Below are 25,898 nucleotides of genomic sequence, written 5' to 3' on the forward strand. Positions count from 1 at the left end.
CGCGGACACTGGCGGGCCCCCATCCCAACCTTCCCCCAGAGGGGGAAGGAGCAACTCCCAGGAGAGACAAATGAGCTACCGCGCCCCCGTCAAGGACATGCTGTTCGACATCGAGCACCTCGCCAACATCGCGCAGATCGCGCAGATGCCTGGCTTCGAGGACGCCGGACTGGAGACCGCGCAGGCCGTGCTGGAGGAGTGCGCGAAGTTCAACGAGGGCGTGGTCGCGCCGCTCAACGTGGAAGGCGACAGGAACCCCTCGAGCTGGAAGGACGGCCAGGTCACCACCACCGCCGGTTTCGTGCAGGCCTACAAGCAGTTCGCCGAAGGCGGCTGGCAGGGGCTGCAGCACCCCGCGGACTTCGGCGGCCAGGGCCTGCCGAAGACGATAGGCGCGGCGTGCATCGAGATGCTCAACTCCGCGAACCTGAGCTTCGCGCTGTGCCCGCTGCTCACCGACGGCGCCATCGAGGCGCTGCTCACCGCCGGCTCCGGCGACCTGAAGTCGGTGTACCTGGAGAAGCTGGTCACGGGCGAGTGGACCGGCACGATGAACCTCACCGAGCCGCAGGCCGGCAGCGACCTCGCGCTGGTGCGCAGCCGCGCGGAGCCGCAGCCTGACGGCACGTACAAGGTCTTCGGCACCAAGATCTTCATCACCTACGGCGAGCACGACATGGCGGACAACATCGTCCACCTGGTGCTGGCCCGCATCCCCGGTGCGCCCGAAGGCGTCAAGGGCATCAGCCTGTTCGTCGTGCCGAAGTTCCTGGTGAACGCGGACGGCTCGCTCGGCGCGCGCAACGACGTGCACTGCGTGAGCATCGAGCACAAGCTGGGCATCAAGGCGTCCCCGACGGCGGTCCTGCAATATGGCGACCATGGCGGCGCCACCGGCTTCATCGTCGGCGAGGAGAACCGCGGCCTCGAGTACATGTTCATCATGATGAACGCCGCCCGCTACGCCGTCGGCGTGCAGGGCATCGCGGTGGCCGAGCGCGCCTACCAGAAGGCCGTGGAGTACGCGAAGGACCGCGTGCAGTCGCGCCCCGTCGACGGCTCCGTAAACGGCCCCGCGGCCATCATCCACCACCCCGACGTGCGCCGCATGCTCATGACCATGCGCGCTTCCACCGAAGGCTGCCGTGCGATGGCCAGCGTCGCGGCTTCCGCCTACGACGCCGCGCACCATCACCCGGATGCGGCCGTGCGCAAGCAGAACCAGGCCTTCTACGAGTTCCTCGTGCCGCTGGTGAAGGGCTACAGCACCGAGATGAGCCTCGAAGTCACCTCGCTGGGCGTCCAGGTGCACGGTGGCATGGGCTTCATCGAGGAGACGGGGGCCGCGCAGTACTACCGCGACGCCAAGATCCTGACCATCTACGAAGGCACGACGGCGATCCAGGCCAACGACCTCGTGGGCCGCAAGACCGCGCGCGACGGCGGCCAGGTGGCGCAGGCCATCGCGGCGCAGATCGAGAAGACCGAGGGCGAGCTGAACAAGCGCGACAGCGTCGCGGCGCGTGCCGTGGCCAAGCGCCTCGCCGCCGCCCGCAAGGCCTTCCTCGACGTCGTCGGCTTCGTCGTGCAGCAGGGCAAGGCTTCGCCCAATGCGGTGTTCGCCGGCTCGGTGCCTTACCTGATGCTCGCGGGCAACCTCATGGCCGGCTGGCAGCTCGCGCGTTCGCTGCTCGTCGCCGAGGACCTGTTGCCCAAGGGACAGGACGCGGAGTTCCTGCAGGCGAAGATCGCCACCGCGCGCTTCTATGCGGAGCACATCCTGGCGAAGGCGCCGGGCGTGCGCGATGCGATCGTCGAAGGCGCCGAGAGCGTGACCGCGCTGCCGCTGGAAGCGTTCTGATTCATCGCCGGGGTCGGCTTCGCCGAACCCGGCCTACGTCCGTTTCGCCGAAGCCACCCACGCTGGTGGTCGCGAAGCGAACCCACCGAGGAGCACTGATGTCCCGACTGCCGCCCGTCCTGCGCAACCTCCCGCTGCCCGTCATCGCCTCGCCGATGTTCATCGTCAGCAATCCGAAGATGGTGATCGAGCAGTGCAAGGCAGGCGTCGTCGGCTCCATGCCGGCGCTCAACGCGAGGCCGGCCTCGCAGCTGGACGAGTGGCTGCACGAGATCGAGGAGACGCTGGCGGCGTACAACCGCGCCCATCCGGACCGCCCCGCGGCGCCGTATGCGATCAACCAGATCGTGCACAAGAGCAACGACCGCCTCGAGCACGACATGGAAGTCGTCGTGAAGCGCAAGGTGCCGGTGGTCATCACCTCGCTCGGTGCGCGCGTGGACGTCAACGAGGCGATCCACTCCTACGGCGGGGTCGTGCTGCACGACATCATCAACAACACCTTCGCGCGCAAGGCGATCGAGAAGGGCGCCGACGGCCTGATCGCCGTCGCGGCCGGCGCGGGCGGCCATGCGGGCATCAAGAGCCCGTTTGCCCTGGTGCAGGAAATCCGCGAGTGGTTCGACGGCCCGATCGCGCTGTCCGGCGCCATCGCCAACGGCGGCGCCATCCTCGCCACGGAGGCGCTCGGCGCCGACTTCGCGTACATCGGCTCCGCCTTCATCGCCACGCACGAAGCGCGCGCGAGCGAAGGCTACAAGCAGGCCATCGTCGAAGGCAGTTCGGACGACATCGTGTACTCCAGCCTGTTCACCGGCGTGCACGGCAACTACCTGAAGACCAGCATCCGCAACGCGGGCCTGGACCCCGACCGGCTGCCCGAGAGCGATCCCAGCAAGATGAGCTTCGGCGGCGGCGAAGGCAGCAAGAAGGCCTGGAAGGACATCTGGGGCTCGGGCCAGGGCATCTCCGCCGTGAAGGAGGTGGTGCACGTCGCCGACCTCGTGGCGCGGCTCAAGCGGGAGTACGCGCAGGCGCGCGAGCGCCTGGGCCTGCCGGCGCTGGCGACGGTGTAAGGCTTCCACCGCGCGCCATCCAGTGGCATACTGGATGGATGGACAGTATCGACCGGAGCACGGACACCACCGCCACGGAAGTGCGGGTGCCGCTGGCCGCGCTCAAGGGGCGGGGCACGTCCACCTGGTTCCCGCACCGCTTCGAGAAGGACGCGCGCGAAGTCTTCGACGACGGCTGGGACCATGCCGAAGACGATGCGGCCGGTCCCCGGACGGAAGTCACCTGGGAAACGGCCAAGAGCATCATCGCCAGCAACGACTCCCCGGACATCTACTTCGACAAGTCGATCAACCCGTACCGCGGCTGCGAGCACGGCTGCATCTACTGCTACGCGCGCCCGACGCACAGCTACCTGAACCTGTCGCCCGGCCTCGACTTCGAGACGAAGATCATCGCGAAGCGCAACACGGTGGACCTGCTGCGCGCCGAGATGGCGCGCAGGTCGTACCGGCCGGAAATGATCGCCATCGGCACCGCGACGGACTGCTACCAGCCCGTCGAGCGCGAGCTGCGCCTCACGCGCGGCGTGATCGAGGTGATGCACGAGACGAACCACCCTTTCGGGCTCGTCACCAAGTCGAGCGGCGTCGAGCGCGACCTGGACCTCATCGTCCCCATGGCGCGCAAGGGCCTGGCCGCGGTGTACGTCACCATCACCACGCTCGATGCCGACCTCGCCCGCAAGCTGGAGCCGCGCGCCGCCGCGCCGCACCGGCGCCTGCGCGTGCTGCGCACGCTGGCGGAGGCCGGCGTGCCTTGCGGCGTGAGCCTGGCACCGCAGATCCCTTTCCTCAACGACGACATGGAGCAGGTGCTGGAGGCCGCCTGGGACGCGGGCGCGCGCGAGGCCTTCTACCATGTCATCCGCCTGCCCTGGGAAGTGGCGCCGCTCTTCCGGCAGTGGCTCGAGGTGCACTATCCGCAGCGCGCGCAGCGCGTGATGCACCGCATCCAGGAAATGCGCGGCGGCAAGGACTACGACAGCGACTTCGCCACGCGCATGAAGGGCTCCGGCACCTGGGCTCAGTTGATCCGGCAGCGCTTCGACAAGACGGCCCGGCGCCTGGGCTTCAACGCCAAGAAGATCGACTTCCGAACCGACCTGTTCCGCCCGCCGGCACCGGCGGGGCAGGGCACCCTGTTCTAGCCTCGCGCGTTCAGCGCACGCATTGCAGCTGCGGATCGGGCTGCACGCGTTTGCCGGGGCGCCCGGACGGGTCGGCGCCGGCGGGCGCGTCCAGGGTCGCCGCGACTTCCGCGCCGTTCAGCGTGCTGGCCGGAATGCCGGTGGCGAGGGCCGCCAGCACGGGCGGCAGCGCCTGCGCCGGCAGTTGACGGGACTGGCGGTCGTCGGGGCCGCCGCCCGCCGGCGGCGTGGTGCCGCTGCCTGCGCTCGTCTCGGGCGGCGTTTCGATGCTGCCTTCCATGCCGGGAGGCGGCGCGCTGCCTTCCTCGCCGCCTGCGTTGCCCGGCTGGTGGCCCTTGCCCGGCTTGCCGTTTCCACCCTTGCCGTCCTTGTCCCTGTCCTTGCCTCCCCGTTCGAGGCGGACCTTGTCGCCTTCCAGGACCACGTGGCGCGCCTGGATGGCGCCGGTGTGCCGCAAGTGCGTGGCGAACAGGCCGACGGCGTCGCCTTCGAGGCGTCCGAGGTTGGTGACGCGATCTTCCTTGCCGGTCACCTCCAGCAAGATGCCTTCCAGCCCGCGGCCGGTGATCGACACCCGCTGGCCGGCTGCGAGCAGGATGCTGCCGTTGGGCGCCTGGACGAGCGCTTCCTTGTCGACCTTCACGTCGGTGCCGAGCAGCACCACGTCGCCGGACCGCGCGAGGATGCGCCCGCGCACGTCCACGTCGCCCTTGCCGCGGCCGGCGGAGAAGCGCAGGCGCCCGGCGACGGCGTCGTCGTCACCCAAGGCGAGCGTCGAGGCCGTGAAGCCGGCGGTGTCGACCACGGCGCCCTTGCCCACGGCGATGCCCGCGGGATTCACCAGCACGAGTCGCCCGTTGGAGCTGAGGGTGCCGTAGATGTCGGAGGGCCGCCCGCCGGTGACGCGGTTGATCGACAGGCTGTCGGCCCCCGGCTGCTGGAAGTGCGTGGTGCTGCCGCCGGGCACGGAGAAGCTGCGCCAGTCGATCACCGACCGGTTCGTGCCCGCGCCGTTGCGCGTGGTGACGAGCATGGAGGCGCCCGCCTGCTGCACCTGCACGCTGCCGAAGACGGCCGTGGCGCCCGAGGGCTGCGCCGCGGCGGCTGCGCTCCAGATGGTGGCGACGGCCGCGAGCGTGGCTGCGGCGCGCCTGCGTGGCTGCGTTCTCCCTGGCATGTTCTTCTCTCTTCGCGCGTGCGCCGCGCTGGAGCGAGAAGTTAGGGTGCGCCAGAGGCTGAGCCGGTAGGAGCACGGGCGCGCGCCGTGTAGGAACGCGCCTGTCGCGTGCGGGAGTGCTCAGTGCGCGAGCAGTGCGCCCGCGAAGAAGAGGGCGCCGGCGAGTGCGGCGCCCCACAGGTTGGACCGCAGCTGCGCCGGCCCGGAGAGGCGGCGCACCTGCGCGTTCCAGACGGCCACGATGGGAATGACGGCGAGCACCAGGCCGAGCGCCAGCCCCTGCCAGCGCAGGAAGCTCGCCCAGTCCGGCATCCAGGTGCGCGGCGGGCCTTGCCAGAGCGCCGCGATGGGCAGCTGGCGGCTCCAGAGGCCGTCGGCGACCAGGAAGCCGGCGATCAGTGCCAGCGTGAGGGCGGGCTTGATCGTGCGGCGCCAGCCCAGGAGGCTCAGGACGGCACCGCTCGCGCCGCCGATCAGCAGCACGGAGGCGACCGCGTTGCGCCAGTCGTCGCTGCGCTGCAGGAGCAGGCGCCAGACGCCCACGTTGCTCGCCAGCGCCAGCCACAGGCTGGCCCACAGCACCAGCCGCGCCGGGTGCGGCCGCACGCGCGCCTCGCCCGGCATGAGCAGGGTGGAGTACCCGGTGGTGCGGAAGAGGCGCAGGGCCATGGGCGGATTGTGGACGCGGGGCCCCCGCTTGGCACCTTTCGCGACCCTCCCGGGCGCCCGGGTGTCCTGCGGCCACCACACTCTGCTGGGGTGCGCTTCGCGCAACCCAGCCTACCGGGGTCACGGCGCCTCCGTAGGCTGGGTTGCGCGAAGCGCACCCCAGCAAACCCGGTCACGCGCTGAAGAACCCTTTCAGCTTGTGGCTCCGGCTAACAAGCCCTTCGGGCAATTGTTACCCTGCGCCGCTGCGCTGCGGGTTCTACGTGCTTACGCGCTGAAGAACCCTTTCAGCTTGTGGCTCCGGCTAACAAGCCCTTCGGGCAATTGTTACCCTGCGCCGCTGCGCTGCGGGTTCTACGTGCTTACGCGCTGAAGAACTCTTTCAGCTTGTGGCTCCGGCTAACAAGCCCTTCGGGCAATTGTTACCCTGCGCCGCTGCGCTGCGGGTTCTACGTGCTTACGCACTGAAGAACCCTTTCAGCTTGTCCGCCCAGGACTCCTCGTTCGGCGAGTGCTTGGCGCCGCCCTTCTTCAGCGACTCGTCCAGCTCCTTCAGCAGCTTGCGCTGGTGTTCGGTGAGCTTCACCGGCGTCTCCACGGCGATGTGGCAATACAGGTCGCCGGGGTAGGTGGATCGAACGCCCTTGATGCCCTTGCCGCGCAGGCGGAACTGCTTGCCGGCCTGGGTGCCTTCGGGGATGTCGATCATGGCCTTGCCCTCCAGCGTGGGCACCTCGATCTCGCCGCCGAGTGCGGCGCGCGCGATGCTCACGGGCACGACGCAGTGCAGGTCGTCGCCGTCGCGCTCGAAGATCGCATGCTTCTTCAGCCGGATCTCGATGAACAGGTCGCCCGGCGGGCCGCCATTGGTGCCCGGCTCGCCGTTGCCGGCGCTGCGGATGCGCATGCCGTCGTCGATGCCGGCCGGGATCTTCACTTCCAGCGTCTTCTGGCGCTTCACCTTGCCCTGGCCGTGGCAGGTCTGGCACGGTTCGGGAATGATCTTGCCGGTGCCGCGGCAGTGCGGGCACGTCTGCTGCACGCTGAAGAAGCCCTGGCGCATCTGCACGACGCCGGCCCCGTGGCAGGTGCTGCAGGTCTTGGCCTGCGTGCCGGGCTTGGCGCCCGTGCCGTGGCAGGTGTCGCACTCGTCCCAGGACGGGATGCGGATCTGCGCGTCCTTGCCCTTGGCCGCCTCTTCCAGCGTGATCTCCATCGCGTACGAGAGGTCGCTGCCGCGATAGACCTGCCGGCCGCCGCGCGCGCCGCCGGCACCGCGCTGCTGGCCGAAGATGTCGCCGAAGATGTCCCCGAAGGCCTCGGCAAAGCCGCCGAAGCCCTCGGCGCCCGGGCCGCCGCGCATGTTGGGATCGACGCCCGCATGGCCGAACTGGTCGTATGCCGAGCGCTTCTCCGCATCGGAGAGCATCTCGTAGGCTTCCTTGGCCTCCTTGAAGCGCGCTTCCGCGTCCTTGGCGGTGTCCCCCTGGTTGCGGTCCGGGTGGTACTTCATCGCCAGCTTGCGATAAGCCTTCTTGATCTCCTCCTCGGAGGCGTTCTTCGGCACGCCGAGGATTTCGTAGTAATCGCGTTTCGTGGCCATGTTTCTTGACTGCTACAGCGAAAACGCCGCGCTGACGGTGTCCCGTCGAACGCGGCGGTTCGTGCGGGCGAGGATCAGCCCTTCTTCACTTCCTTCACTTCCGCATCCACGACGTTGTCGTCGTTGGCGGGACCGGAGGAGGCCTGCTGCGCACCGGCACCGGCTTCGGCCTGCGCACCCGCGCCGCCGGCGGCTTCCTGCGCCTTGTACATCTGCTCGCCGAGCTTCTGGCTGGCCGTCATCAGCGCGTTGGTCTTGGCCTCGATCTGGTCCTTGTCCTCGGACTTCAGGACTTCCTCGAGTTCCTTGGCCGCGGCTTCGATCTTGGCCTTCTCGCCCGCGTCGATCTTGTCGCCGTATTCGGCCAGCGACTTGCGCACGCTGTGCACCATCGCCTCGCCCTGGTTGCGCGCCTGCACGACCTCCAGCTTCTTTTTGTCCTCGGCGGCGTTGATCTCCGCGTCCTTCACCATCTTCTCGATCTCGGCTTCGCTGAGGCCCGAGTTCGCCTTGATGGTGATCTTGTTCTCCTTGCCCGTGCCCTTGTCCTTGGCGGACACGTGCAGGATGCCGTTGGCGTCGATGTCGAAGGTCACCTCGATCTGGGGCAGGCCGCGCGGGGCCGGCGGGATGCCCTCGAGGTTGAACTCGCCCAGCAGCTTGTTGCCGGTGGCCATCTCGCGCTCGCCCTGGTAGACCTTGATCGTCACGGCCGGCTGGTTGTCGTCGGCCGTCGAGAAGGTCTGCGCGAACTTGGTCGGGATGGTCGTGTTCTTCTTGATCATCTTCGTCATCACGCCGCCCAGGGTCTCGATGCCCAGCGACAGCGGCGTGACGTCCAGCAGCAGCACGTCCTTGCGCTCGCCCGAGAGCACCTGGCCCTGGATGGCGGCGCCGACGGCCACGGCCTCGTCGGGGTTCACGTCCTTGCGCGGCTCCTTGCCGAAGAACTCCTTGACCTTCTCCTGCACCTTGGGCATGCGGGTCATGCCGCCGACCAGGATCACGTCCTGGATGTCGTTGACCGACACGCCGGCGTCCTTGATCGCGATCTTGCACGGTTCGATCGTGCGGGCGACCAGTTCGTCGACCAGCGCTTCGAGCTTGGCGCGCGTGAGCTTGATGTTCAGGTGCTTGGGACCGCTCGCATCCGCCGTCACGTACGGCAGGTTGATGTCGGTCTGCGTGCTGTTGGACAGCTCGATCTTCGCCTTCTCCGCCGCTTCCTTCAGGCGCTGCAGCGCGAGCACGTCGTTCTTCAGGTCGACGCCTTGCTCCTTCTTGAACTCGGTGACGATGTAGTCGATGATGCGCTGGTCGAAGTCCTCGCCGCCCAGGAACGTGTCGCCGTTCGTGGAGAGCACTTCGAACTGCTTCTCGCCCTCGACGTCGGCGATCTCGATGATCGAGATGTCGAACGTGCCGCCGCCCAGGTCGTACACGGCGATCTTGCGGTCGCCCTTGCCGTGCTTGTCCAGGCCGAAGGCCAGGGCCGCGGCGGTGGGCTCGTTGATGATGCGCTTGACGTCCAGGCCCGCGATGCGGCCGGCGTCCTTGGTGGCCTGGCGCTGCGAGTCGTTGAAGTACGCGGGCACCGTGATGACGGCTTCCGTGACCTCTTCACCGAGGTAGTCCTCGGCGGTCTTCTTCATCTTGCGCAGCACTTCGGCGCTGACCTGCGGGGGCGCCAGCTTCTTGCCGCGCTCCTCGACCCACGCGTCGCCGTTGTCGGCGGCCACGATCTTGTAGGGCATCAGGTCGATGTCCTTCTGCACTTCCTTCTCGGTGAACTTGCGGCCGATCAGGCGCTTCACCGCGTAGAAGGTGTGCTTGGGGTTGGTCACGGCCTGGCGCTTGGCCGAGGCGCCGACCAGGATCTCGCCGTCTTCCTGGTAGGCCACGATCGAAGGCGTGGTGCGCGCGCCTTCCGAGTTCTCGATGACCTTGACGTTGTTGCCTTCCATGATGGCAACGCACGAGTTGGTCGTGCCCAGGTCGATGCCGATGATCTTTGCCATTTTCTTTCTCCTAATCTGTTCGCCCGTGGAGGGTGTGAATCAGTCTGTTGGCTAGTTGTGGATAACTGTTATTGATTCAAGGCTGGGCCGGGGCTCAAATTGCCGCCCAGCCGCCTCGAGGCCATTTGCGGCCCCTCGGGGGGCCGGGCGCGCAGGGACCTGGGGGGCTTCATTTCGGCGCGGCGACCGTCACCAGGGCGGGGCGTAGGATGCGGTCGGCGATCAGGTAGCCCTTCTGCAGCACCGTCACGACCGTGTTGGCTTCCTGGTCGGCAGGGACCATGGAGATGGCCTGGTGCTGGTGCGGGTCGAACTTCGTGCCGGCCGCGGGGTTGATCTCCAGCACCTTGTTGCGCTCGAGGGCCGACTTCAGCTGGCGCAAGGTCGCCTCGGCGCCGGCGCGGATCTGCTCGGCGGTCTGGTCCTGGTGGTGCAGGCCGGCCTCGAGGCTGTCGGCGACGGGCAGCAGGCTCTCGGCAAAGCTCTCGACGGCGAACTTGCGGGCCTTGGCGATCTCCTCCTCGGAGCGGCGGCGCACGTTCTGCATCTCGGCCTGGGCGCGGACGTACTGGTCGGCCAGCTCCGCGTTCTTGGCGGAGAGCTGGGCCACCTGGGCCTGCCAGTCCTGGCCGGACGGCTGGCTGCCGTCGTTGGCGGCAACGTCAGCGCCGCTGGCGGCGTCCTGGGGCAGTTCGTTGTCGGTGGGGATGTCGTTGGACATGGGGCAAATCGCTTTGGAGTTCTCTCGGTCGCCGCAGGAGCTTGGGGCGGGGAAGCCCTTTTCAAGGCGGGGGATTGGAAAAATACCGGGCCACGGCCCGGTTCTCCTGGTGCGGAACGCAGCACCGTAGGCCGGGTTGCGCGAAGCGCACCCCAGCGCCTGCCGCCGTTCAGCGCGTCTCGAGCAACTCGACGTCGAACTTCAGCGTCGCATTCGGCGGAATCACCCCGCCCGCGCCGCGCGCGCCGTAGCCCAGTTGCGGCGGGATGATCAGGGTGCGCTTGCCGCCCACCTTCATGCCAGCCACGCCTTCGTCCCAGCCGCGGATCACCATGCCCGCGCCGAGCGAGAACTCGAAGGGATCGTTGCGGTCGCGGCTCGAGTCGAACTTCGCCCCCTGCACGCCGTTCTGGTACAGCCAGCCGGTGTAGTGCACGCGCACGTCCTTGCCGGATTGCGCTTCCGGGCCGCTGCCCACGACTTCGTCTTCGTACTGCAGGCCGCTGGGGGTGGTGATCATGTTCTTGTCTTTCGGGAGGGGGTTCAAAGCAGGCCGCGGCGGGCGAGGTCGCGCATGAGCGCGCCTGCGCCATAACGCCAGGGGGCGATCCGGTCACTCGTGTTGACGCGGTTGACGAGTGTACCGAGGCGCGCCGTGGAAATGGCGACGACGTCCCCGACCGCATGCGTGAAGCCCTGGCCCGGACCGAAGCGGTCCTGCGTCGGCGCGAACATCGTGCCGAGGAAGAGCACGAGCCCGTCCGGGTACTGGTGGTTGGGGCCGATCGCGTGCTCGACCAGTTCCAGCGGGTCGCGGCTGATCATCTTCAGGCTGCTGGAGCCTTCCATGCGGAAGCCTTCCGGACCGTGCACCTGCATGGCCAGGTCGACCTGCCGCACGTCGGCGATGCCGAACTGCGCGTCGAAGAGGCGGATGAACGGACCGATCGCGCAGCTCGCGTTGTTGTCCTTCGCCTTGCCGAGCAGCAAGGCGCTGCGGCCCTCGAAGTCGCGCAGGTTGACGTCGTTGCCGAGCGTGGCGCCGACCGTCTCGCCGCGGCTGTTGACCACCAGCACGATCTCCGGCTCGGGGTTGTTCCATGCGCTGCGCGGATGGATGCCGATTTCGGAGCCGGTGCCGACGGCACTCATGGGCTGCGACTTCGTGAAGATCTCCGCGTCGGGGCCGATGCCGACCTCGAGGTACTGCGACCAGAGGTTCTTCCCGACGAGCACCTGCTTGAGCTGCGCCGCTTCCGGCGAGCCAGGCCGCACCTTGGAGAGGTCCTCACCGATGACGGCGACCACTTCCTTGCGCACGGACTCGGCCAGTGCCGGGTTGCCCCGCGCCTGCTCCTCGATCACGCGCTCCAGCATCGACGCGACGAAGGTGACGCCCGAGGCCTTCACTGCCTGCAGGTCGCAGGGCGCGAGCAGCCAGGGCGCGTCCTCGACGCGCTTGTCCTCGCTGCTGTTGCGGATCGCCTCCTGCAAGGAGCCCAGCGCCGGGCCCTGGTGCGCCCGCACGGCCGCGGCCGGATCCGGCAGTTCCATCAGGGCGCTGCTGGTGGGGGCCAGGCGCGAGAGGTCGACGAGGCTGTCCCCCTCGACCTTGACCAGGACGGCGCCCTGGCCTTGCACCCAGGCACGGCCCACGAGCGTGGCCTGCTGCGCATCCGCGGGCAGCGTCGCGTTGAGGAAGTCTTGCATCAGCTCGCTTGCTGTTGTTTCTTTTTCGCCTGGGCGGCCACCCACTTGGCGGCGAAGGGCTGCAGGTCGGCCAGGCGTTTCAGAAGGTCGGTGCCGCTCGCGGTGACACTGTAGCCGTCGCCGTTGTGCTGCAACAGGCCGGCTTCCCGCAGCTCCTTGATGCGCGTGTTGAGCGTGTTCGGGGTGATGCCGCCCACGCTGTCCTGCAGGAGGCGGAAAGTCTGCGGGTGGCCGTCGCGCAAGGCCCAGAGCACGCGCATGGCATAGCGTGCCTCCAGCAGCGCGAGCAGCTGGTTGGTGGCGACGTTCTCCTTGGGACTCATGGCGAGGTGTTCTGCCGCCCCCGGTTCGCGGGGCGGGAGGGGCAGTGTACGCAGCCCTCGCTACTGAAACAATAGCAGCGTGACAATGGCGCAACGCGGCGCCCGCCGCCCGTCAGGGCTCGCGGTAGACCTTCTGCAGCAGGCCGATCAGGGTGCGCAGCTCCGCCGGCGTGAGGCGCGAGGCGAAGTCGGCCTCCAGCTCCGCCGCGGTCTTTTCCGCGTCGCGCATGAGCTTCTGTCCGCCGGTGGTGAGGTGCAGGCCCATGGCGCGGCCGTCGCGGGGGTGCGGCAGCCGTTCGACCAGTTCGCGCTTCTCGAGCGTGTTGATCATGCCGACGAGGTTGGGCGGCAGGATGCCCAGCGTCGTGCACAGCTGGCGCGAGGTGATGCCCGGGTTGTGGCGCACGAGCGAGAGCACCGAGAAGTCCACGGGCTTGAGCCCGTAAGGCTCCATGCGCTGCACGAAGACGTCGATGACGGCGAGTGCCGCGCGGCGGGCGTTGTAGCCGAGGAGGGTCTCGAGGAAGCGGGTGTCGACTTCCTCGACGGCGCGCGGGAGCGGGGTGCGGGCGGGAACTGCAGGCCTCGGCATGGCTTCAGGCGGCGGAGCGGCGGGGGGTGGTGGTGGCGCACTGCGTGCGGAGGATGTCCAGGCGCAGTTCGAATTCGGGCAGCACGCGCAGCTGCGCGGCGCGGGCGGGCGCGGTCCAGCGCGCGGTCTCCGCGCCGGGCGTGCGTTCGATCGCGGACCACGCCCAGCCGAGGAGGGCGAGGCCCACGGCACGCAGGTAGTCGTCGGCCGCTTCGTAAGGCAGCGTGTCGTCGTGCGCGGAGGCGGCGGCGAGTTCGCGCGTGATGGCGCGCAGGGCGTCGAAGCGGGCGAGCAGCGCGGCGTCGCGCTGCGCGTCCAGGTCGCGTGCGAGGGTGTCGAGCACGGCCAGCAGGCCCTGGCCGCCGTCCGGCAGCACCTTGCGCGCCAGCAGGTCGATCGCCTGGATCTCGTTCGTGCCTTCGTAGATCATGGTCACGCGGGCGTCGCGCACGATCTGCTCGATGCCCCATTCCTTCACGTAGCCGTGGCCGCCGAAGACCTGCAGGCAGCGGCTCGCGCCGGCGAAGCCCTGCTCGGTGCACACCGCCTTGAGCACGGGCGTGACGAGGCTGCACCACTGCTGCGCGGTGGCGCGGCGCTGCGCGTCGGGGTGGTGCCGGGCGAGATCGAGCTCGATGCCGGTGCGGTACGCGAGCACGCGCAGGCCGTCGGCCCAGGCGCGCTCGGTGTCCAGGATGCGGCGCACTGCCGGATGGCGGACGATGGGATCGGCGGCGCCCGTGCCGCGCAGCGCGCCCGGGGCGCGCATCTGCCTGCGCTCCTGCGCGTACGCGTTCGCCTTCTGCCAGGCGGCGTCCAGCAGGCCGATGCCCTGCAGCGCCACGTGCAGCCGTGCCGCGTTCATCATCACGAACATCGCGTTGAGGCCGCGGCCCGGCTCGCCGACGCGCCACGCAACGGCTTCGTCGAAGCGCAGGACGCACGTGGGGCTGCCGTGCAGGCCCATCTTCTCCTCGATGCGTTCGCAGGCGATGGGGTTGCGCGTGCCGTCCTCGAGGAACTTGGGTGCCAGGAACAGCGACAGGCCCTTCGGCCCCGCGGGCGCGCCCGGCTCGCGCGCGAGCACCAGGTGCACGATGTTGTCCGTGAGGTCGTGCTCGCCGCCGGAGATGAAGATCTTGGTGCCGCGCAGCCGGAAGCTGCCATCCGCCTGCGGCACGGCCTGCGTGCGGGCGAGCCCGAGGTCGCTGCCGGCGTGCGGTTCGGTGAGGCACATGGTGGCGAGCCATTCGCCGCTTGCGACCTTCGGCAGGTAGCGCGCCTTCAGCTCCTCGCTGCCGTGGTGCTTCAGGCATTCGTAGGCGCCGTGCAGCAGCCCCGGCGCCATGGTCCAGCCGTGGTTGGCGGCGCTGAGCATCTCGTACAGCACGCCTTCCAGCACCCAGGGCAGCCCCTGGCCGCCGTCCTCCGGCGCGCAGGCCAGCGAGGGCCAGCCTGCCTGCCAGAACGCGCGGTACGCGTCGGCGAAGCCCGGGGGCGTGGTGACCCGGCCGTCCTCGAAGCGGCAGCCGGGCGCGTCGCCCACTGCCTGCAGCGGCGAGACGACCTTGCCGACGAACTTGCCTGCTTCCTCCAGCACCTGGGTGAGGAGGTCCGCGTCGGCTTCCGTGAAGGCCGGCAGCGTGGGCAGGATCTCGCCGGTGCGCAGCACGTCCAGCAGCAGGAAGCGCTGCTCGTCGACGGGGGGGCGGTAGTCGTTCATGGATTCCGGCAGCTGAAGTTCGCCGCGTCCTCGGGGTTGCCGCTGCCGTTGTAGTGCGCGTACTGCGGATACGGGCACAGCGGCCGCGACCGGCCCGGGAACACCGAGGTGCCGGTGGCCACGATCCTCTGCGGGGCCTGCCCCTTCTCCACCCAGTCGACCAGGGCACCGAGGCCGTCCCAGCTGTCGGTGGCCGCGCCGCCGGAGCAGTGGCCCATGCCCGGGATGAGGAACAGGCGCGAGAAGTCCGCCGTCGCGGCGCCATGCCTGGCGCGCAGGCGCTCGTAGTAGTCGATCGCCTCGTGCGGCGAGAAGATCGGGTCAGCCATGCCGTGCGCGAACAGCAGCTTGCCGTTGCGCGCGCGGAAGCCGGCGAGGTCGACGTCCTTGTCGGTGTCGAACATCCAGTCGTGCGCGTCCATGCGCGCCGGGTCGCGGTCGAAGTCGAAGGCGAAGATCGACAGCGAGCGGTCCGGCGGCGTGACGAAGTAGCCTTGCAGCGCGTCCTGCATCAGGAACACGTGGCGCGAGTTCGCAACGGCCGTCTGCGACGTGCCCAGCTTCCAGTTGCGCCAGTCGTTCGCGGCATGGCCCATCCCGGGATCCCACGGCCAGCTGAAATAGAGCTTGCGGCCCGCGGAGTCCACGGGACCCGCGAACATCTTCTGGAGCGCGTTGACCTGCGGCTGCGACAGGCAGGTGGCGTTCTTCGCGCCGGTGCACTGGAGCGACTTCACGTCGAACTTGCAGGCAGCGGGATGCGAGACGAGCCCGTCGGCCAGCCCGTCCTGCGCGTCGCAGGACTGCAGGATCGCGTTGCGCACGAGGCCGAGGTCCGCATCGGTGAGGGCGTTGGCGAGCACCGGCTTGCCTTCCGCGCCCGCCGGCGCGATGGCCGCCAGCGCCTGCGTGTCCCATGCTGCGGCGATGGTGGCGCCCCTGGAGACGCGCATCGCGGGCGCCATCGCGATCACCCCGTCGAAATACGACGGGAAGCGCTGCGTGAACATCATCGCCTGCCGGCCGCCGCCGGAGCAGCCGATGAAATAGGAGCGGTCCGCGGGCTTGCCGTACCAGCGGCGGATCAGGTCCTTCGCGGTGACCGCCACGCGGTCGTGCGCGTTGTACGCGTTGTCCACGCGCGCGACGGGATCGAAGCCGAAGTCGGCCGTCGGGCCCTGGTGGCCCGCGTCCGTCGTGACGACCGCGAAGCCGCGGTTCAGCGCATAGCCGGGCGCGGCCTGCGGGCCCACGGCGGGACGGATGATGCCGTCGTTGCCGCCGCCGCCCTGGTACAGGAAGCGGCCGTTCCAGTTCGCGGGCAGGCGCAGCTCGAAGCCGATGTGGTACGGCTTGCCGTCCACGCCCACGCGTTCGTTCATGCGGCCCTGGAGGCGGCAGTGCGCGGCGAGCAGGGGGCCGGTGGCCTGGCCCGCGGGCCGCACGGTGTCGGCCGCGACGGCTTCCGCTTCGGTGATGCGCACGCCGGGCACGGCGAACTGCTGCGCGGCGGTGTTGCAGGCGGAAGCGGCGGTGGGCGCCTGCGGGCCGGGCGCACCGCAGGCGGCCAGGAACAAGGAGGTGCCGGCGATGGCCAGCTTGCCGTGCGGAAGGGACTTCATGGGGATTCCGTCAGGAGGCGGCGGACGCGCGCGCGGCGCCGAGGTAGGTTTCGATCACCCGCGGGTCGTCCGCGAGCTGGCTGGCGGGGCCCTGCATGCTGATCTCGCCGGTCTCCAGCACGTAGCCGTAGTCGGCGACCTGCAGCGCCGCGCGGGCGTTCTGTTCCACCAGCAGGATCGAGACGCCTTGCTCGCGCAGCCGCTCGATGATGGAGAAGATCTCGCGCACCACCAGCGGCGCGAGGCCGAGGCTCGGTTCGTCCAGCATCAGCAGCTTGGGTTGCGACATGAGCGCGCGTCCCACCGCCAGCATCTGGCGCTCGCCGCCGGAGAGCGTGCCGGCCAGCTGCGTGCGGCGCTCCTTCAGGCGCGGGAACAGCTCGTACACGCGGTCCAGGCCCGACTTCCAGTTCGGCATGCGCAGCTTCATGGGCCGGAAGCCGCCGAGGACCAGGTTGTCCTCCACGGGCATGGTGCCGAACAGCTCCCGCTTTTCCGGCACGAGCGCCAGGCCCATCATCACGCGCTCTTCGAGCGTGGTCTCGGCGATGTCCTGGCCGTCGAACACGATGCGGCCGCGGGCGGGCAGCAGGCCCATCAGCGCGTTGAGCGTGGTGGACTTGCCGGCGCCGTTGGGGCCGATGACCGTGACGACCTTGCCCTTGGCGAGTTCGAAGTCGAGGCCGGCGAGCACCTCGGCGCGGCCGTAACCGGCGTGCAGCGCGGAGACCTGGAGCAGGGGAGTGTCGGCCATGCTCAGTGCTCCGTTCCCAGGTACGCCGCGCGGACTTGCGGGCTCGCCTGCACTTCGGCCGGCGTGCCTTCCATCAGCTTGGTGCCGAACTCCATCACCACGATGCGGTCGGTGAGGCCCATGACGAATTCCATGTCGTGTTCCACGAGCAGCAGGCTCATGCCTTCGCCCTTGAGCTGGCGCAGCACGTCGGCCAGCGCCTTCTTTTCCTTGTGGCGCAGGCCGGCCGCGGGCTCGTCGAGCAGCAGCAGCGCGGGGTCCGTGCACAGGGCGCGCGCGATCTCCATCAGCCGCTGCGGGCCCAGCGCGAGGTTGCCCGCGAGTTCGTGCATGCGGTCGGCCATGCCGATGCGCGCGAGCTGGCGTTCGGCCTCCGCGAACAGGCGACGCTCTTCCTCGCGGTCCAGGCGCAGCATGGCGCGCGTGGTGCCGTTCGAGCCGCGCATGTAGCCGCCAAGCGCCACGTTCTCCAGCACGGTCATCTCGGGAATCATCTTCACGTGCTGGAAGGTGCGCGAGATGCCGCGGCGCGCGATCTCGCGCGAGGGCAGGCCGCCGATGGGTTCCCCGCGCCAGCGCACCTGGCCGCCGGTGAGCGAGAGCACGCCCGTGATCAGGTTGAAGGTGGTGGACTTGCCGGCGCCGTTGGGGCCGATCAGGCCGACGATGTCGCCGGCGTGGATCTCGAAGCTCACGTCGTTCACCGCCGTCAGGCCGCCGAACTGCTTGCGCACGGTGTCCACCTGCAGCAGCGCCTCGCCGCGGGCCGGCTTGTCGCGCGCGGGCAGGGCGGGCGCGCCTTCCCAGTCGCGCTTGCGGTCCGCGCGGGGCAGGCGCTTCTGCACGAAGGTCCAGAGGCCGTCCGGTGCGTACTTCAGGACCACGACCAGCACGATGCCGAACACGATGGTCTCGAAGTTGCCGCTGGTGCCGATCAGCTTCGGCAGGAGCACCTGCAACTGGTCTTCCAGCAGCTTCACGACGGCGGCGCCCAGGAAGGCGCCCCAGACGTGCGACACGCCGCCGAGCACCGCCATGAACAGGTACTCGATGCCCTTGCCGATGGAGAAGGGCGAGGGGTTGATCGCGCGCTGGAAGAACGCGAACAGCCAGCCGGAGACGGATGCCAGCACCGCGGCGAGCACGAACACCACCAGCTTGTAGCGGAAGGTGGAGATGCCCATGGCCTCGGCCATCGTGGCGCCGCTGCGGAGCGACCGGATCGCGCGGCCCGGCCGCGAGTCGAGCAGGTTGGCGCAGCCCCAGGCGGCGAGCAGTGCGATCGCCCAGATCAGCACGTGCAGGCCGCGGCCGGTGCCGAGGTCCATGCCGAACATCTTGAGCGTGGGGACGCCCAGGATGCCGTCGTACTTGCCCAGCCAGTCCATGTTGCCCATCGTGTAGTAGAGGGCGAGGCCCCAGGCGATGGTGGCGAGCGGCAGGTAGTGGCCGGACATGCGCAGCGTGATCGCGCCGAGGACCAGCGCCGCGATCACGGCGATGCCGACGCCCAGCAGCAGCGCGACCCAGGGCGAGCCGGCGAGCTTCACGGTCATGAAGGCGGCGGTGTAGGCACCGACGCCGACGAAGGCGGCCTGGCCGAAGGAGGTGAGGCCGGCCACGCCGGTCAGCAGCACCAGGCCGAGCGCCACGAGCGCGTAGAGGCCGATGTAGTTGCTCTGGGTGATCCAGAAGTCCGGCACGGGCAGCGCCGGCAGCACCAGCATCACCAGCGCGAAGAGCGGGAAGGCGAAGCGGCGCATCAGTGTTCTTCCCCGTGCGGGTCGGCGTAGGAGCGCCAGAGGAGCACCGGCAGGATCGCGGAGAAGACGATCACTTCCTTGAACGCGCTGGCCCAGAAGGAGCCGAAGCTTTCCAGCAGGCCCACGGCCAGCGCGCCCACGAGGGCGAGCGGATAGCTCGAAAGGCCGGCGAACACCGCCGCCACGAACCCCTTGAGGCCGATGAGGAAGCCGCTGTCGTAGAAGACGGTGGTGGTCGGGCCGATCAGCAGGCCGGACAGCGCTCCGATCAGGGCGGCCATCGTGAAGGCGAGGCGGCCGGCGCCGCTCGACGAGATGCCCATGAGGCGGGCGCCGGCGCGATTGACCGCGGTGGCGCGCAAGGCCTTGCCGCTCAGCGTGCGCTCGAAGTACAGGTACAGCAGCACGATCAGCGCGATCGACGCCACGAAGATGATGATGGTCTGGCCGGGCACGTTGACGGGGCCGGCGGAGAAGCGCTGGTCCCAGAAGCTCGGGTTGCGGAACCCTTCGGCGCCGAAGAAGAACAGGCCCAGGCCCACGAGCGCGAAGTGCACGCCGACGGAGACGATCAGCAGCACCAGCACCGACGCGTCCGCGAGCGATTCGTAGGCGAGGCGGTAGATCAGGTTGCCGAAGGGCGTGACGAGCGCGAGCGTCAGCAGCGCGTAGGCGGCGACGGGCAGCCCGCGCGGCGCGGCCCAGAAAGTGACGAGGGACACGATCACCGGCACGGCGAGCGTCCTGCCCATCGTCCTGGCGATGCGCGCGGCGCCATGCTTGTGGCGCATGCCGTTGGCGAGATCGGACAGCGCGGCCAGCACGGCCAGCGCGAGCAGGAACCACACGGTGCCCGGCACCTGCTTGTACCAGGGCGTGTCCGGCAGCTTGGGAGCGATCAGCAGGGCCAGCGTGAGTGCGCCGAACGCGACGAACTCGCCCTGCGGGATGAAGATGACGCGGGTGACGGCGAACACCAGCACGGTGGCGAGCGCGAGCAGCGCATACACCGCGCCGTTCGTGAGGCCGTCGAGTGCCAGGATGCCGGCGATGGAGAGATCCATTGTTTTTCTGGGAGGGGCTGGAGGCTAGGGGCTGGGGACTAGGGGAGGGTGTGCGGAAGAAAGAGGCTGTTTCCCTAGCCCCTAGTCTCTAGCCCCTAGTCCCTGTTTGCTGCGCCTTCAGGCGCAGCAAACGATCACGGCGCGACGACGAACTTCCCGTCCTTCACCACCAGCATCACGCCCGTCTCGTTCGTGTAGCCCCAGTGGTTGTCCTTGGTCCAGTTCATCACGCCGTGCGAGAAGATGGTGCGGCCCATGTTCTCGGTGGCGTCGCGCAGGGCGTTGCGGAACTCCTGCGTGCCCGGCTTGGCCTTCTTCAGCGCGACCGGCACGATCTTCTCCATGACGATCTCGAAGTCGTAGGAGTGGCCGGCGAACTGGTTGCGGGAACCCGCGCCGTTGGCCTTCTCGTACTTGGTCACGAAGTCGATGGAAGCCTTCTTGGAAGGATGGCTGTCGGGCAGCTGCTCGGCGACGATGGCGGGGCCGGAAACCACGAAGGTGCCTTCCACGTCCTTGCCGCCGATGCGCACCAGGTCCGGCGTCGCGGCCGCGTGCGTCTGGTAGATCTTGCCCTTGTAGCCGCGCTCGACGATCGCCTTCTCGGGCATGGCGGCGCCGGAGCCGGTGGCCACGACGACGATCGCGTCCGGGTTGGCCGCCGTCACCTTCAGGGCCTGCGGCGTGACGCTGGTGTCGGTGCGCGCGAAGCGCTCGGCCACCACGATCTTCATGCCGTTCTTGGCGGTTTCGGCTTCCAGGGCCTTGAGCCACAGCTCGCCGTACGCGTCGGTGTAGCCGATGAAGCCGATCGTCTTCACGTTCTGCTTCTTCATGTGGTTGACCATGGCGTGGGCCATGACGTCGTTGCCCTGCGGCAGGCGGAACAGCCACTCGTCCTGGCCGGGCGGCACGCCGACGGGGGACGCGGCGATCTGCAGCGTCTTGCCTTCGGCGGCGACCGGCGCCATGGCGGCGGCGACCGGGGTCAGCGTGGAGCCGAGGATCACGTCGACCTTGTCTTCCGTGATCAGGCGGCGCGTGTTGCTCACGCCCTTGCCGGGGTCGGAGGCGTCGTCCAGGACGATCAGGTTGATCTTCTGGCCGGCGATCTCCTTGGGGAACATCTGCAGCTGCTTCTGCATCGGGATGCCGAGGCCGGAGCCGGGGCCCGTCAGCGACAGCACCACGCCGACGTTGATGTCGGCGAGGGCGGCGGTGGCGGCCGACAGCGCCACGGCAGCGGCGATCAGGCTACGTGCGATTTTCATTGCTTCTTGTCTCCGTGGGTTGCAGTAAGGAAGGAGGAAAAGTGGTCAGCGCGGCGCCATGCGCAGGGCGCCGTCCAGGCGGATCACCTCACCGTTGAGGTGGGAGTTGGTGACGATATGCGCTGCGAGCCCGGCGAACTCTTCGGGTTTGCCCAGGCGTTGCGGGAAGGGGATGGACTTCGCGAGCGACTCCTGCACCGGCTCCGGCAGCTGCTTCATCAGCGGCGTGGCGAAGAGGCCTGGCGCGATGGTGCACACGCGGATGCCGTGCTGCGCGAGGTCGCGCGCCATCGGCAGCGTCATGCCGACGAGGCCGCCCTTGGACGCGCTGTAGGCCTGCTGGCCCACCTGGCCGTCGAAGGCGGCGACCGAGGCGGTGAACACCATGACGCCGCGCTCGTTGTCGTCCAGCGGTTCCAGCTTCGCGCATTCGGCCGCGAACAGGCGCGAGGCGTTGTAGGTGCCGACCAGGTTGATGTTCACCACGCGCGCGAAATCCTCCAGCGGCGCGGCGCTGCCGTCCTTCTGCACCACGCGCTTGGCGGTGCCGATGCCGGCGATGTTCATCAGGATGCGGGCGGGGCCGTGCTTCTCCGCCGCCTTCGCGATGGCCGCGGCCATGCTCTCCGCATTGGTGATGTCGCACTGGCAGGCGACGCCGCCGATCTCGGCAGCGACCTTCTCCGCTTGCGCCAGGTTCACGTCCAGCACGGCGACCTTGGCGCCCAGGCGCGCGAGTTCGCGCGCGGTGGCTTCGCCCAGGCCGGAGGCGCCGCCGGTGACCAGCGCGGCCTGTCCCTGGATCTTCATGCTTTCTCCTTCTGCGGTTTCAGGGTGAAGGGCAGGCGGTCGTCGTGGAAGGCCTGCACCAGCGCGTCGCGGTGCTTGAGCACCGACCGCTGGTTGATGGAGCCCTTGTCCGTGACCTCGCCCTTGTCGATGGAAGGCGGCTCGTCCATCAGGTGCAGCCGCGCGACGCGGTTGGCGCTGCCGGTGGCCTGCTTCGAGAGGGCGTTCACGACGTCCTGGAAGTGGTCCTGCACCGCGGCGCTCTCCAGCACCTCGCGCAGCGGCGCGTCGGCGCCCAGGTGCGGCGCGAGCTGGCGGATCTTGGGCGTGGGAAAGATCAGGGCGCCGACCTCGTTGCGGTTGAGGCCGGTGATCACGGCGTCCCAGATGTAGGGTGCGCCGGCCGCGATGATCTTCGCGCGCAGCGGGCCCACGCTCACGAAGGTGCCGGTGGCGAGCTTGAAGTCCTCGGCGATGCGGCCGTCGAACTTCAGTCCCTTGTGGATGTCGTTCTCGTCGATCCAGAGCACGGCGTCGCCGGTGCAGAAGAAGCCTTCCTCGTCGAAGGACTCCGCGCTCGCTTCCGCGTTGCGCCAGTAGCCCGGCGTGACGTTGGGGCCCTTGTAGCGGATCTCGGTCTTGCCCTCGGTCGGCACGAGCTTGAGCTCCATGCCGGGCGTGGGCAGGCCCAGGTAGCCGGACTTCACCTCGGGGCTGGTGATGAACACGGCGAAGGGCGAGGATTCGGTCATGCCCAGGCCGGTGCCCATCACGATGCGTTCGCCGATCTCCGCTTCCTGCACCTCGTGCAGCAGGTCCCACACCGGCTGCGCGAGCGCGGCGCCGGCGTAGAAGAACATGCGCACGCGCGACAGCAGCTTCCTGCGCAGCACCGGGTCGGCCTTCATCGCGTGCGCCACCATCTCGAAGCCGGTGGGCACGTTGAAGTAGACGGTGGGCGCGATCTCGCGCAGGTTGCGCAGGGTCTCGTGGATCAGCGCCGGCGTCGGCTTGCCGTCGTCGATGTAGTAGGTGCCGCCGTTGTAGATCGTGAGGCCGATGTTGTGGTTGCCGCCGAAGGTGTGGTTCCAGGGCAGCCAGTCCACCAGCACCGGAGGCTCCTCGGCCAGCACGGGCATCGACTGCCGCATCTGCTGCTGGTTGGCGCACCACATGCCGTGCGTGTTGATCACGGCTTTCGGCAGCTTGGTGGAGCCGGAGGTGAAGAGGAACTTCGTGATCGTGTCCGGGCCCGTTGCCGCCATCGCCGCGTCGACCTTGGCGGTGGGCGGCGTCGCGAGCAACTCCTGCCAGCGCGTGGTCTGGCGGCCCTCGATCTCGCCTTCGGCGAGCACGACCTCGACGTCGTCCGGCACCGCCGCCAGGATCGCCTTGCCGTACGCCCTGGCATCCGTGGTGAACACGAGGCCGGGCGTCAGCGTCTGCAGCACGTGGCGCAGCTTGTCGTAGTCCTGGCTCACGGTGGAATAGGCCGAGGACACGGGGGAGTAGGGGATGCCGGCGTAGAGGCAGCCGAGCGCGATCAGCGCATGCTCCAGGCTGTTCTCGCACAGGATCGCCACGGGACGCTCGGCGGACAGGCCGCGATCGAGCAGCGCCTGCCCGATGCTGCGCGCGTGCTCCAGCGCCTGGCGATAGGTGACCTGCAGCCACTCGCCGCGGCTGCCGTCGGCGAGGCGCTCGCGCCGCGCCATGAAGACGCGGTCCGGCGCGGTTTCCGCCCAGTGCACCAGGCGGTCGGTCATGCGGTTCGCGTACGGTTCCAGCGGCGGCTCGGCGCGCAGGTACTGCGTGCCGCCGGCCTGGCCTTGCAGCACGCCGCGCGTCACGCCGAACTTCAGGGGGCGGTAGCGGATGTCGCCACTCTTCATGGACTCGTCTCCTCCGGGGCCGCGTCAGCTCTTGCCGACCTTGGCGGCGCGGCCTTCGAGGAAGTCGCGCACGCGCTGCTTGGCTTCCGGCGCGCTCTGCGCGATGGCGGCCATCAGAGCTTCGGTCAGGAAGCCCTGGTCGGCGGGCTGTTCGGCGATGCGCGGCAGGGCGTGCATCAGGGCGTAGTTGGTGAGCGGCGCGTTCTGGGCGACGCGCTTGGCGAGCTCCACGGCCTTGGCCGTCGCCTGGCCCTGCGGCACGAGGTACTGCGCGAAGCCGGCGCGCTCGCCGTCCTCGGCGTTGTAGACGCGGCCGGTCAGCATCATGTCGGTCATGCGCGCGGCGCCGATCAGGCGCGGGATGCGCACCGCGCCGCCGCCGCCCACGAAGATGCCGCGCGAGCCTTCGGGCAGCGCGTAGAACGTCGTCGCGTCCGCCACGCGGATGTGGCACGCGGCCGCGAGCTCGAGGCCGCCGCCGACCACCGCGCCGTGCAGCGCGGCAATGACCGGCACGGGGCCGTACTGCACTTCTTCCAGGGCCGCGTGCCACATGCGCGAGTGGTGCAGGCCGGCGCCCGCGTCGCGCTCCTTCAGTTCGGAGAGGTCGAGGCCGGCGCAGAAGTGGTCGCCCGTGCCGTCGAGCACGGCGGCGCGGACGGTCTTGGGCAGGGTCTCGAAGGTGTTGCGGACGGCGAGGATCAGCCCGTCCGAAAGGGCATTGCGCTTGCCCGGGCGGTTCAGGCGCACGATGGCGACTTCACCGTCGATCTCGAGCTGGATGTCTTGGTTGGGGCTCATGGGGACGTTTGCGGAGTGGGCGGATTATTTGTTATAAACAATAACCAACTCAATGCTTTCCGCCCTAGGGCTTACCCTAGGATCGGCACGAATCCGGAGACACAGATGGACCACGCCAACCTCATCGCCATCGACGTGCACACGCACGCCGAAGTCAGCTGCTGGAACCCCTTCGACAACTACGGCGAGGAGTACGACCGCGCGGCCGACAAGTACTTCCGCAGCAACCGCCGTCCCTCGATCGCCGAGACGATCGCGTACTACCGCGAACGCAGGATCGGCCTCGTGATGTTCACGGTGGACAGCGAATCGAAGCTGGGCCGCCGCCGCATCCCCAACGAGGAGATCGCGCAGGCCGCGCGCGACAACAGCGACATGATGGTGGCCTTCGCGAGCATCGACCCGCACAAGGGCAAGATGGGCGCGCGCGAGGCCGAACGGCTGATCAAGGAAGAAGGCGTCAGGGGCTTCAAGTTCCACCCGACGGTGCAGGGCTACCACCCGTACGACAAGATGGCCTGGCCGATCTACGAGGTGATCAACCACTACAAGATGCCGACGATCTTCCACACGGGCCACAGCGGCATCGGCTCGGGCATGCGTTGCGGCGGCGGCCTGCGCCTCGAGTACAGCAACCCCATGCACCTCGACGACGTGGCGATCGACTTCCCCGACATGCAGATCGTCATGGCGCATCCCAGCTTCCCCTGGCAGGACGAGGCGCTGTCGGTGGCGACGCACAAGCCGAACGTGTGGATCGACCTCTCCGGCTGGAGCCCGAAGTACTTCCCGAAGCAGCTGGTGCAGTACGCGAACACGCTGCTGAAGGACCGCATCCTGTTCGGCAGCGACTACCCGCTGATCACGCCCGATCGCTGGATGAAGGACTTCGAGGAAGCCGGCTTCAAGCCGGAAGTGATGCCCGGCATCCTGAAGGGCAACGCGGTCCGGCTGCTCGGACTCGACCAGCCGAAGGCTTGATGCCATGGGCGAGGACTTCTTCCGGAGCCTCGCCCGCCGTGCACGACCGGATCGGTGGGGTTCGCTGGCGCTCACCGTCCGACGCTTCGCGTCGCCACCCTACAAGGCGGGACCGGTCTGCGCGTTGTAGGGTGGTGCGGCGCCAGCCGCAGGCGGTGAGCAACGCGAACCCCACCGATCCCCGCTCACCACCCCCGCTCGGCAGCCACTCCTCCACATCCGCCAGCCGATCCGACCCCCAGAGCGGCTCGTCGTCGACCCAGTCCATCGCCCGCGCCGGCGGCAGCGGATTGCCGCCATAGGGCGAGATGAACTCGAAATGGAAGAGCATGGGAGGCAC

General features: G+C 69.0%; 22 protein-coding genes. 4 read left to right on the forward strand and 18 right to left on the reverse strand.

Annotated elements, in window-relative coordinates:
* The first annotated feature begins 70 nt into the window (after window positions 1-70).
* From H8N03_RS22190 to H8N03_RS22200, 3 genes are all read left to right on the forward strand, one after another.
* A complete protein-coding gene (locus H8N03_RS22190; protein WP_187078420.1) occupies window positions 71-1,861 on the forward strand; it encodes an acyl-CoA dehydrogenase in 1,791 nt (596 codons plus the stop codon).
* Window positions 1,862-1,959: 98 nt separating this feature from the next.
* A complete protein-coding gene (locus H8N03_RS22195; RefSeq protein ID WP_187078421.1) occupies window positions 1,960-2,937 on the forward strand; it encodes an NAD(P)H-dependent flavin oxidoreductase in 978 nt (325 codons plus the stop codon).
* A gap of 38 nt (window positions 2,938-2,975) precedes the next feature.
* Window positions 2,976-4,085, forward strand: a complete 1,110-nt coding sequence (locus H8N03_RS22200; protein WP_187078422.1) for a PA0069 family radical SAM protein — start codon at window positions 2,976-2,978, stop codon at window positions 4,083-4,085.
* A gap of 10 nt (window positions 4,086-4,095) precedes the next feature.
* Here the strand turns inward: H8N03_RS22200 and H8N03_RS22205 are convergent, their stop codons facing one another.
* The 18 genes from H8N03_RS22205 to H8N03_RS22290 all read right to left on the reverse strand — a co-directional run bounded on the left by H8N03_RS22205 (window position 4,096) and on the right by H8N03_RS22290 (window position 24,577).
* Window positions 4,096-5,262, reverse strand: coding sequence for a filamentous hemagglutinin N-terminal domain-containing protein (locus tag H8N03_RS22205; RefSeq protein WP_187078423.1), 1,167 nt, complete (start codon window positions 5,260-5,262; stop codon window positions 4,096-4,098).
* A 120-nt stretch (window positions 5,263-5,382) separates the two neighbouring features.
* Window positions 5,383-5,931 (reverse strand): hypothetical protein, encoded by a 549-nt coding sequence (locus tag H8N03_RS22210; RefSeq protein WP_187078424.1) that lies wholly within the window; start codon window positions 5,929-5,931, stop codon window positions 5,383-5,385.
* Window positions 5,932-6,388: 457 nt separating this feature from the next.
* Complete coding sequence (gene dnaJ, locus H8N03_RS22215; RefSeq protein ID WP_187078425.1) at window positions 6,389-7,534, reverse strand: molecular chaperone DnaJ; 1,146 nt, start codon at window positions 7,532-7,534, stop codon at window positions 6,389-6,391.
* 74 nt (window positions 7,535-7,608) lie between these two features.
* Window positions 7,609-9,552, reverse strand: coding sequence for a molecular chaperone DnaK (dnaK, locus tag H8N03_RS22220; protein ID WP_187078426.1), 1,944 nt, complete (start codon window positions 9,550-9,552; stop codon window positions 7,609-7,611).
* Between the two features lie 169 nt (window positions 9,553-9,721).
* Window positions 9,722-10,273, reverse strand: a complete 552-nt coding sequence (gene grpE, locus H8N03_RS22225; RefSeq protein WP_187078427.1) for a nucleotide exchange factor GrpE — start codon at window positions 10,271-10,273, stop codon at window positions 9,722-9,724.
* A gap of 169 nt (window positions 10,274-10,442) precedes the next feature.
* On the reverse strand, window positions 10,443-10,793 hold the full coding sequence (locus H8N03_RS22230; RefSeq protein ID WP_187078428.1) for an FKBP-type peptidyl-prolyl cis-trans isomerase: 351 nt from the start codon (window positions 10,791-10,793) through the stop codon (window positions 10,443-10,445).
* A gap of 23 nt (window positions 10,794-10,816) precedes the next feature.
* Window positions 10,817-11,983 carry a fumarylacetoacetate hydrolase family protein gene (locus tag H8N03_RS22235; protein WP_187078429.1) on the reverse strand — a complete coding sequence of 389 codons (1,167 nt, stop codon included), beginning with the start codon at window positions 11,981-11,983 and terminating at the stop codon, window positions 10,817-10,819.
* Window positions 11,983-12,306 carry a winged helix-turn-helix transcriptional regulator gene (locus H8N03_RS22240; protein ID WP_187078430.1) on the reverse strand — a complete coding sequence of 108 codons (324 nt, stop codon included), beginning with the start codon at window positions 12,304-12,306 and terminating at the stop codon, window positions 11,983-11,985. The genes H8N03_RS22235 and H8N03_RS22240 overlap by 1 nt, the downstream gene beginning before the upstream one ends.
* Window positions 12,307-12,418: 112 nt before the next feature.
* The gene (locus H8N03_RS22245; RefSeq protein WP_187078431.1) at window positions 12,419-12,898 is read right to left on the reverse strand and encodes a MarR family winged helix-turn-helix transcriptional regulator; all 480 of its coding nucleotides are present in this window, start codon (window positions 12,896-12,898) and stop codon (window positions 12,419-12,421) included.
* 4 nt (window positions 12,899-12,902) lie between these two features.
* Entirely contained in the window at window positions 12,903-14,621 is a 1,719-nt protein-coding gene (locus H8N03_RS22250; RefSeq protein WP_187078432.1) for an acyl-CoA dehydrogenase family protein, read from the reverse strand.
* Window positions 14,618-16,243: a tannase/feruloyl esterase family alpha/beta hydrolase gene (locus H8N03_RS22255; RefSeq protein ID WP_187078433.1), complete on the reverse strand. Its 1,626-nt coding sequence runs from the start codon at window positions 16,241-16,243 to the stop codon at window positions 14,618-14,620. Before H8N03_RS22255 ends, H8N03_RS22250 begins: the two co-directional genes overlap by 4 nt.
* A gap of 10 nt (window positions 16,244-16,253) precedes the next feature.
* Window positions 16,254-16,997, reverse strand: a complete 744-nt coding sequence (locus H8N03_RS22260) for an ABC transporter ATP-binding protein (RefSeq protein WP_187078434.1) — start codon at window positions 16,995-16,997, stop codon at window positions 16,254-16,256.
* Between the two features lie 2 nt (window positions 16,998-16,999).
* The gene (locus tag H8N03_RS22265) at window positions 17,000-18,760 is read right to left on the reverse strand and encodes a branched-chain amino acid ABC transporter ATP-binding protein/permease (RefSeq protein WP_187078435.1); all 1,761 of its coding nucleotides are present in this window, start codon (window positions 18,758-18,760) and stop codon (window positions 17,000-17,002) included.
* Window positions 18,760-19,824, reverse strand: a complete 1,065-nt coding sequence (locus H8N03_RS22270; RefSeq protein WP_187078436.1) for a branched-chain amino acid ABC transporter permease — start codon at window positions 19,822-19,824, stop codon at window positions 18,760-18,762. The genes H8N03_RS22265 and H8N03_RS22270 overlap by 1 nt, the downstream gene beginning before the upstream one ends.
* 134 nt (window positions 19,825-19,958) lie before the next feature.
* Entirely contained in the window at window positions 19,959-21,095 is a 1,137-nt protein-coding gene (locus tag H8N03_RS22275; protein ID WP_187078437.1) for an ABC transporter substrate-binding protein, read from the reverse strand.
* A 45-nt stretch (window positions 21,096-21,140) separates the two neighbouring features.
* Window positions 21,141-21,905, reverse strand: a complete 765-nt coding sequence (locus H8N03_RS22280; protein ID WP_187078438.1) for an SDR family NAD(P)-dependent oxidoreductase — start codon at window positions 21,903-21,905, stop codon at window positions 21,141-21,143.
* Window positions 21,902-23,776, reverse strand: a complete 1,875-nt coding sequence (locus tag H8N03_RS22285) for a feruloyl-CoA synthase (RefSeq protein ID WP_187078439.1) — start codon at window positions 23,774-23,776, stop codon at window positions 21,902-21,904. The genes H8N03_RS22280 and H8N03_RS22285 overlap by 4 nt, the downstream gene beginning before the upstream one ends.
* A 24-nt stretch (window positions 23,777-23,800) precedes the next feature.
* Window positions 23,801-24,577, reverse strand: a complete 777-nt coding sequence (locus tag H8N03_RS22290; RefSeq protein WP_187078440.1) for a crotonase/enoyl-CoA hydratase family protein — start codon at window positions 24,575-24,577, stop codon at window positions 23,801-23,803.
* 105 nt (window positions 24,578-24,682) lie between these two features.
* Here H8N03_RS22290 and H8N03_RS22295 point away from each other — a divergent pair, with 105 nt between their 5' ends.
* Window positions 24,683-25,558, forward strand: coding sequence for an amidohydrolase family protein (locus H8N03_RS22295; RefSeq protein WP_187078441.1), 876 nt, complete (start codon window positions 24,683-24,685; stop codon window positions 25,556-25,558).
* Window positions 25,559-25,898 lie beyond the last annotated feature (340 nt).

The organism is Ramlibacter cellulosilyticus (assembly GCF_014297465.1).
Lineage (GTDB): Bacteria > Pseudomonadota > Gammaproteobacteria > Burkholderiales > Burkholderiaceae_C > Ramlibacter > Ramlibacter cellulosilyticus.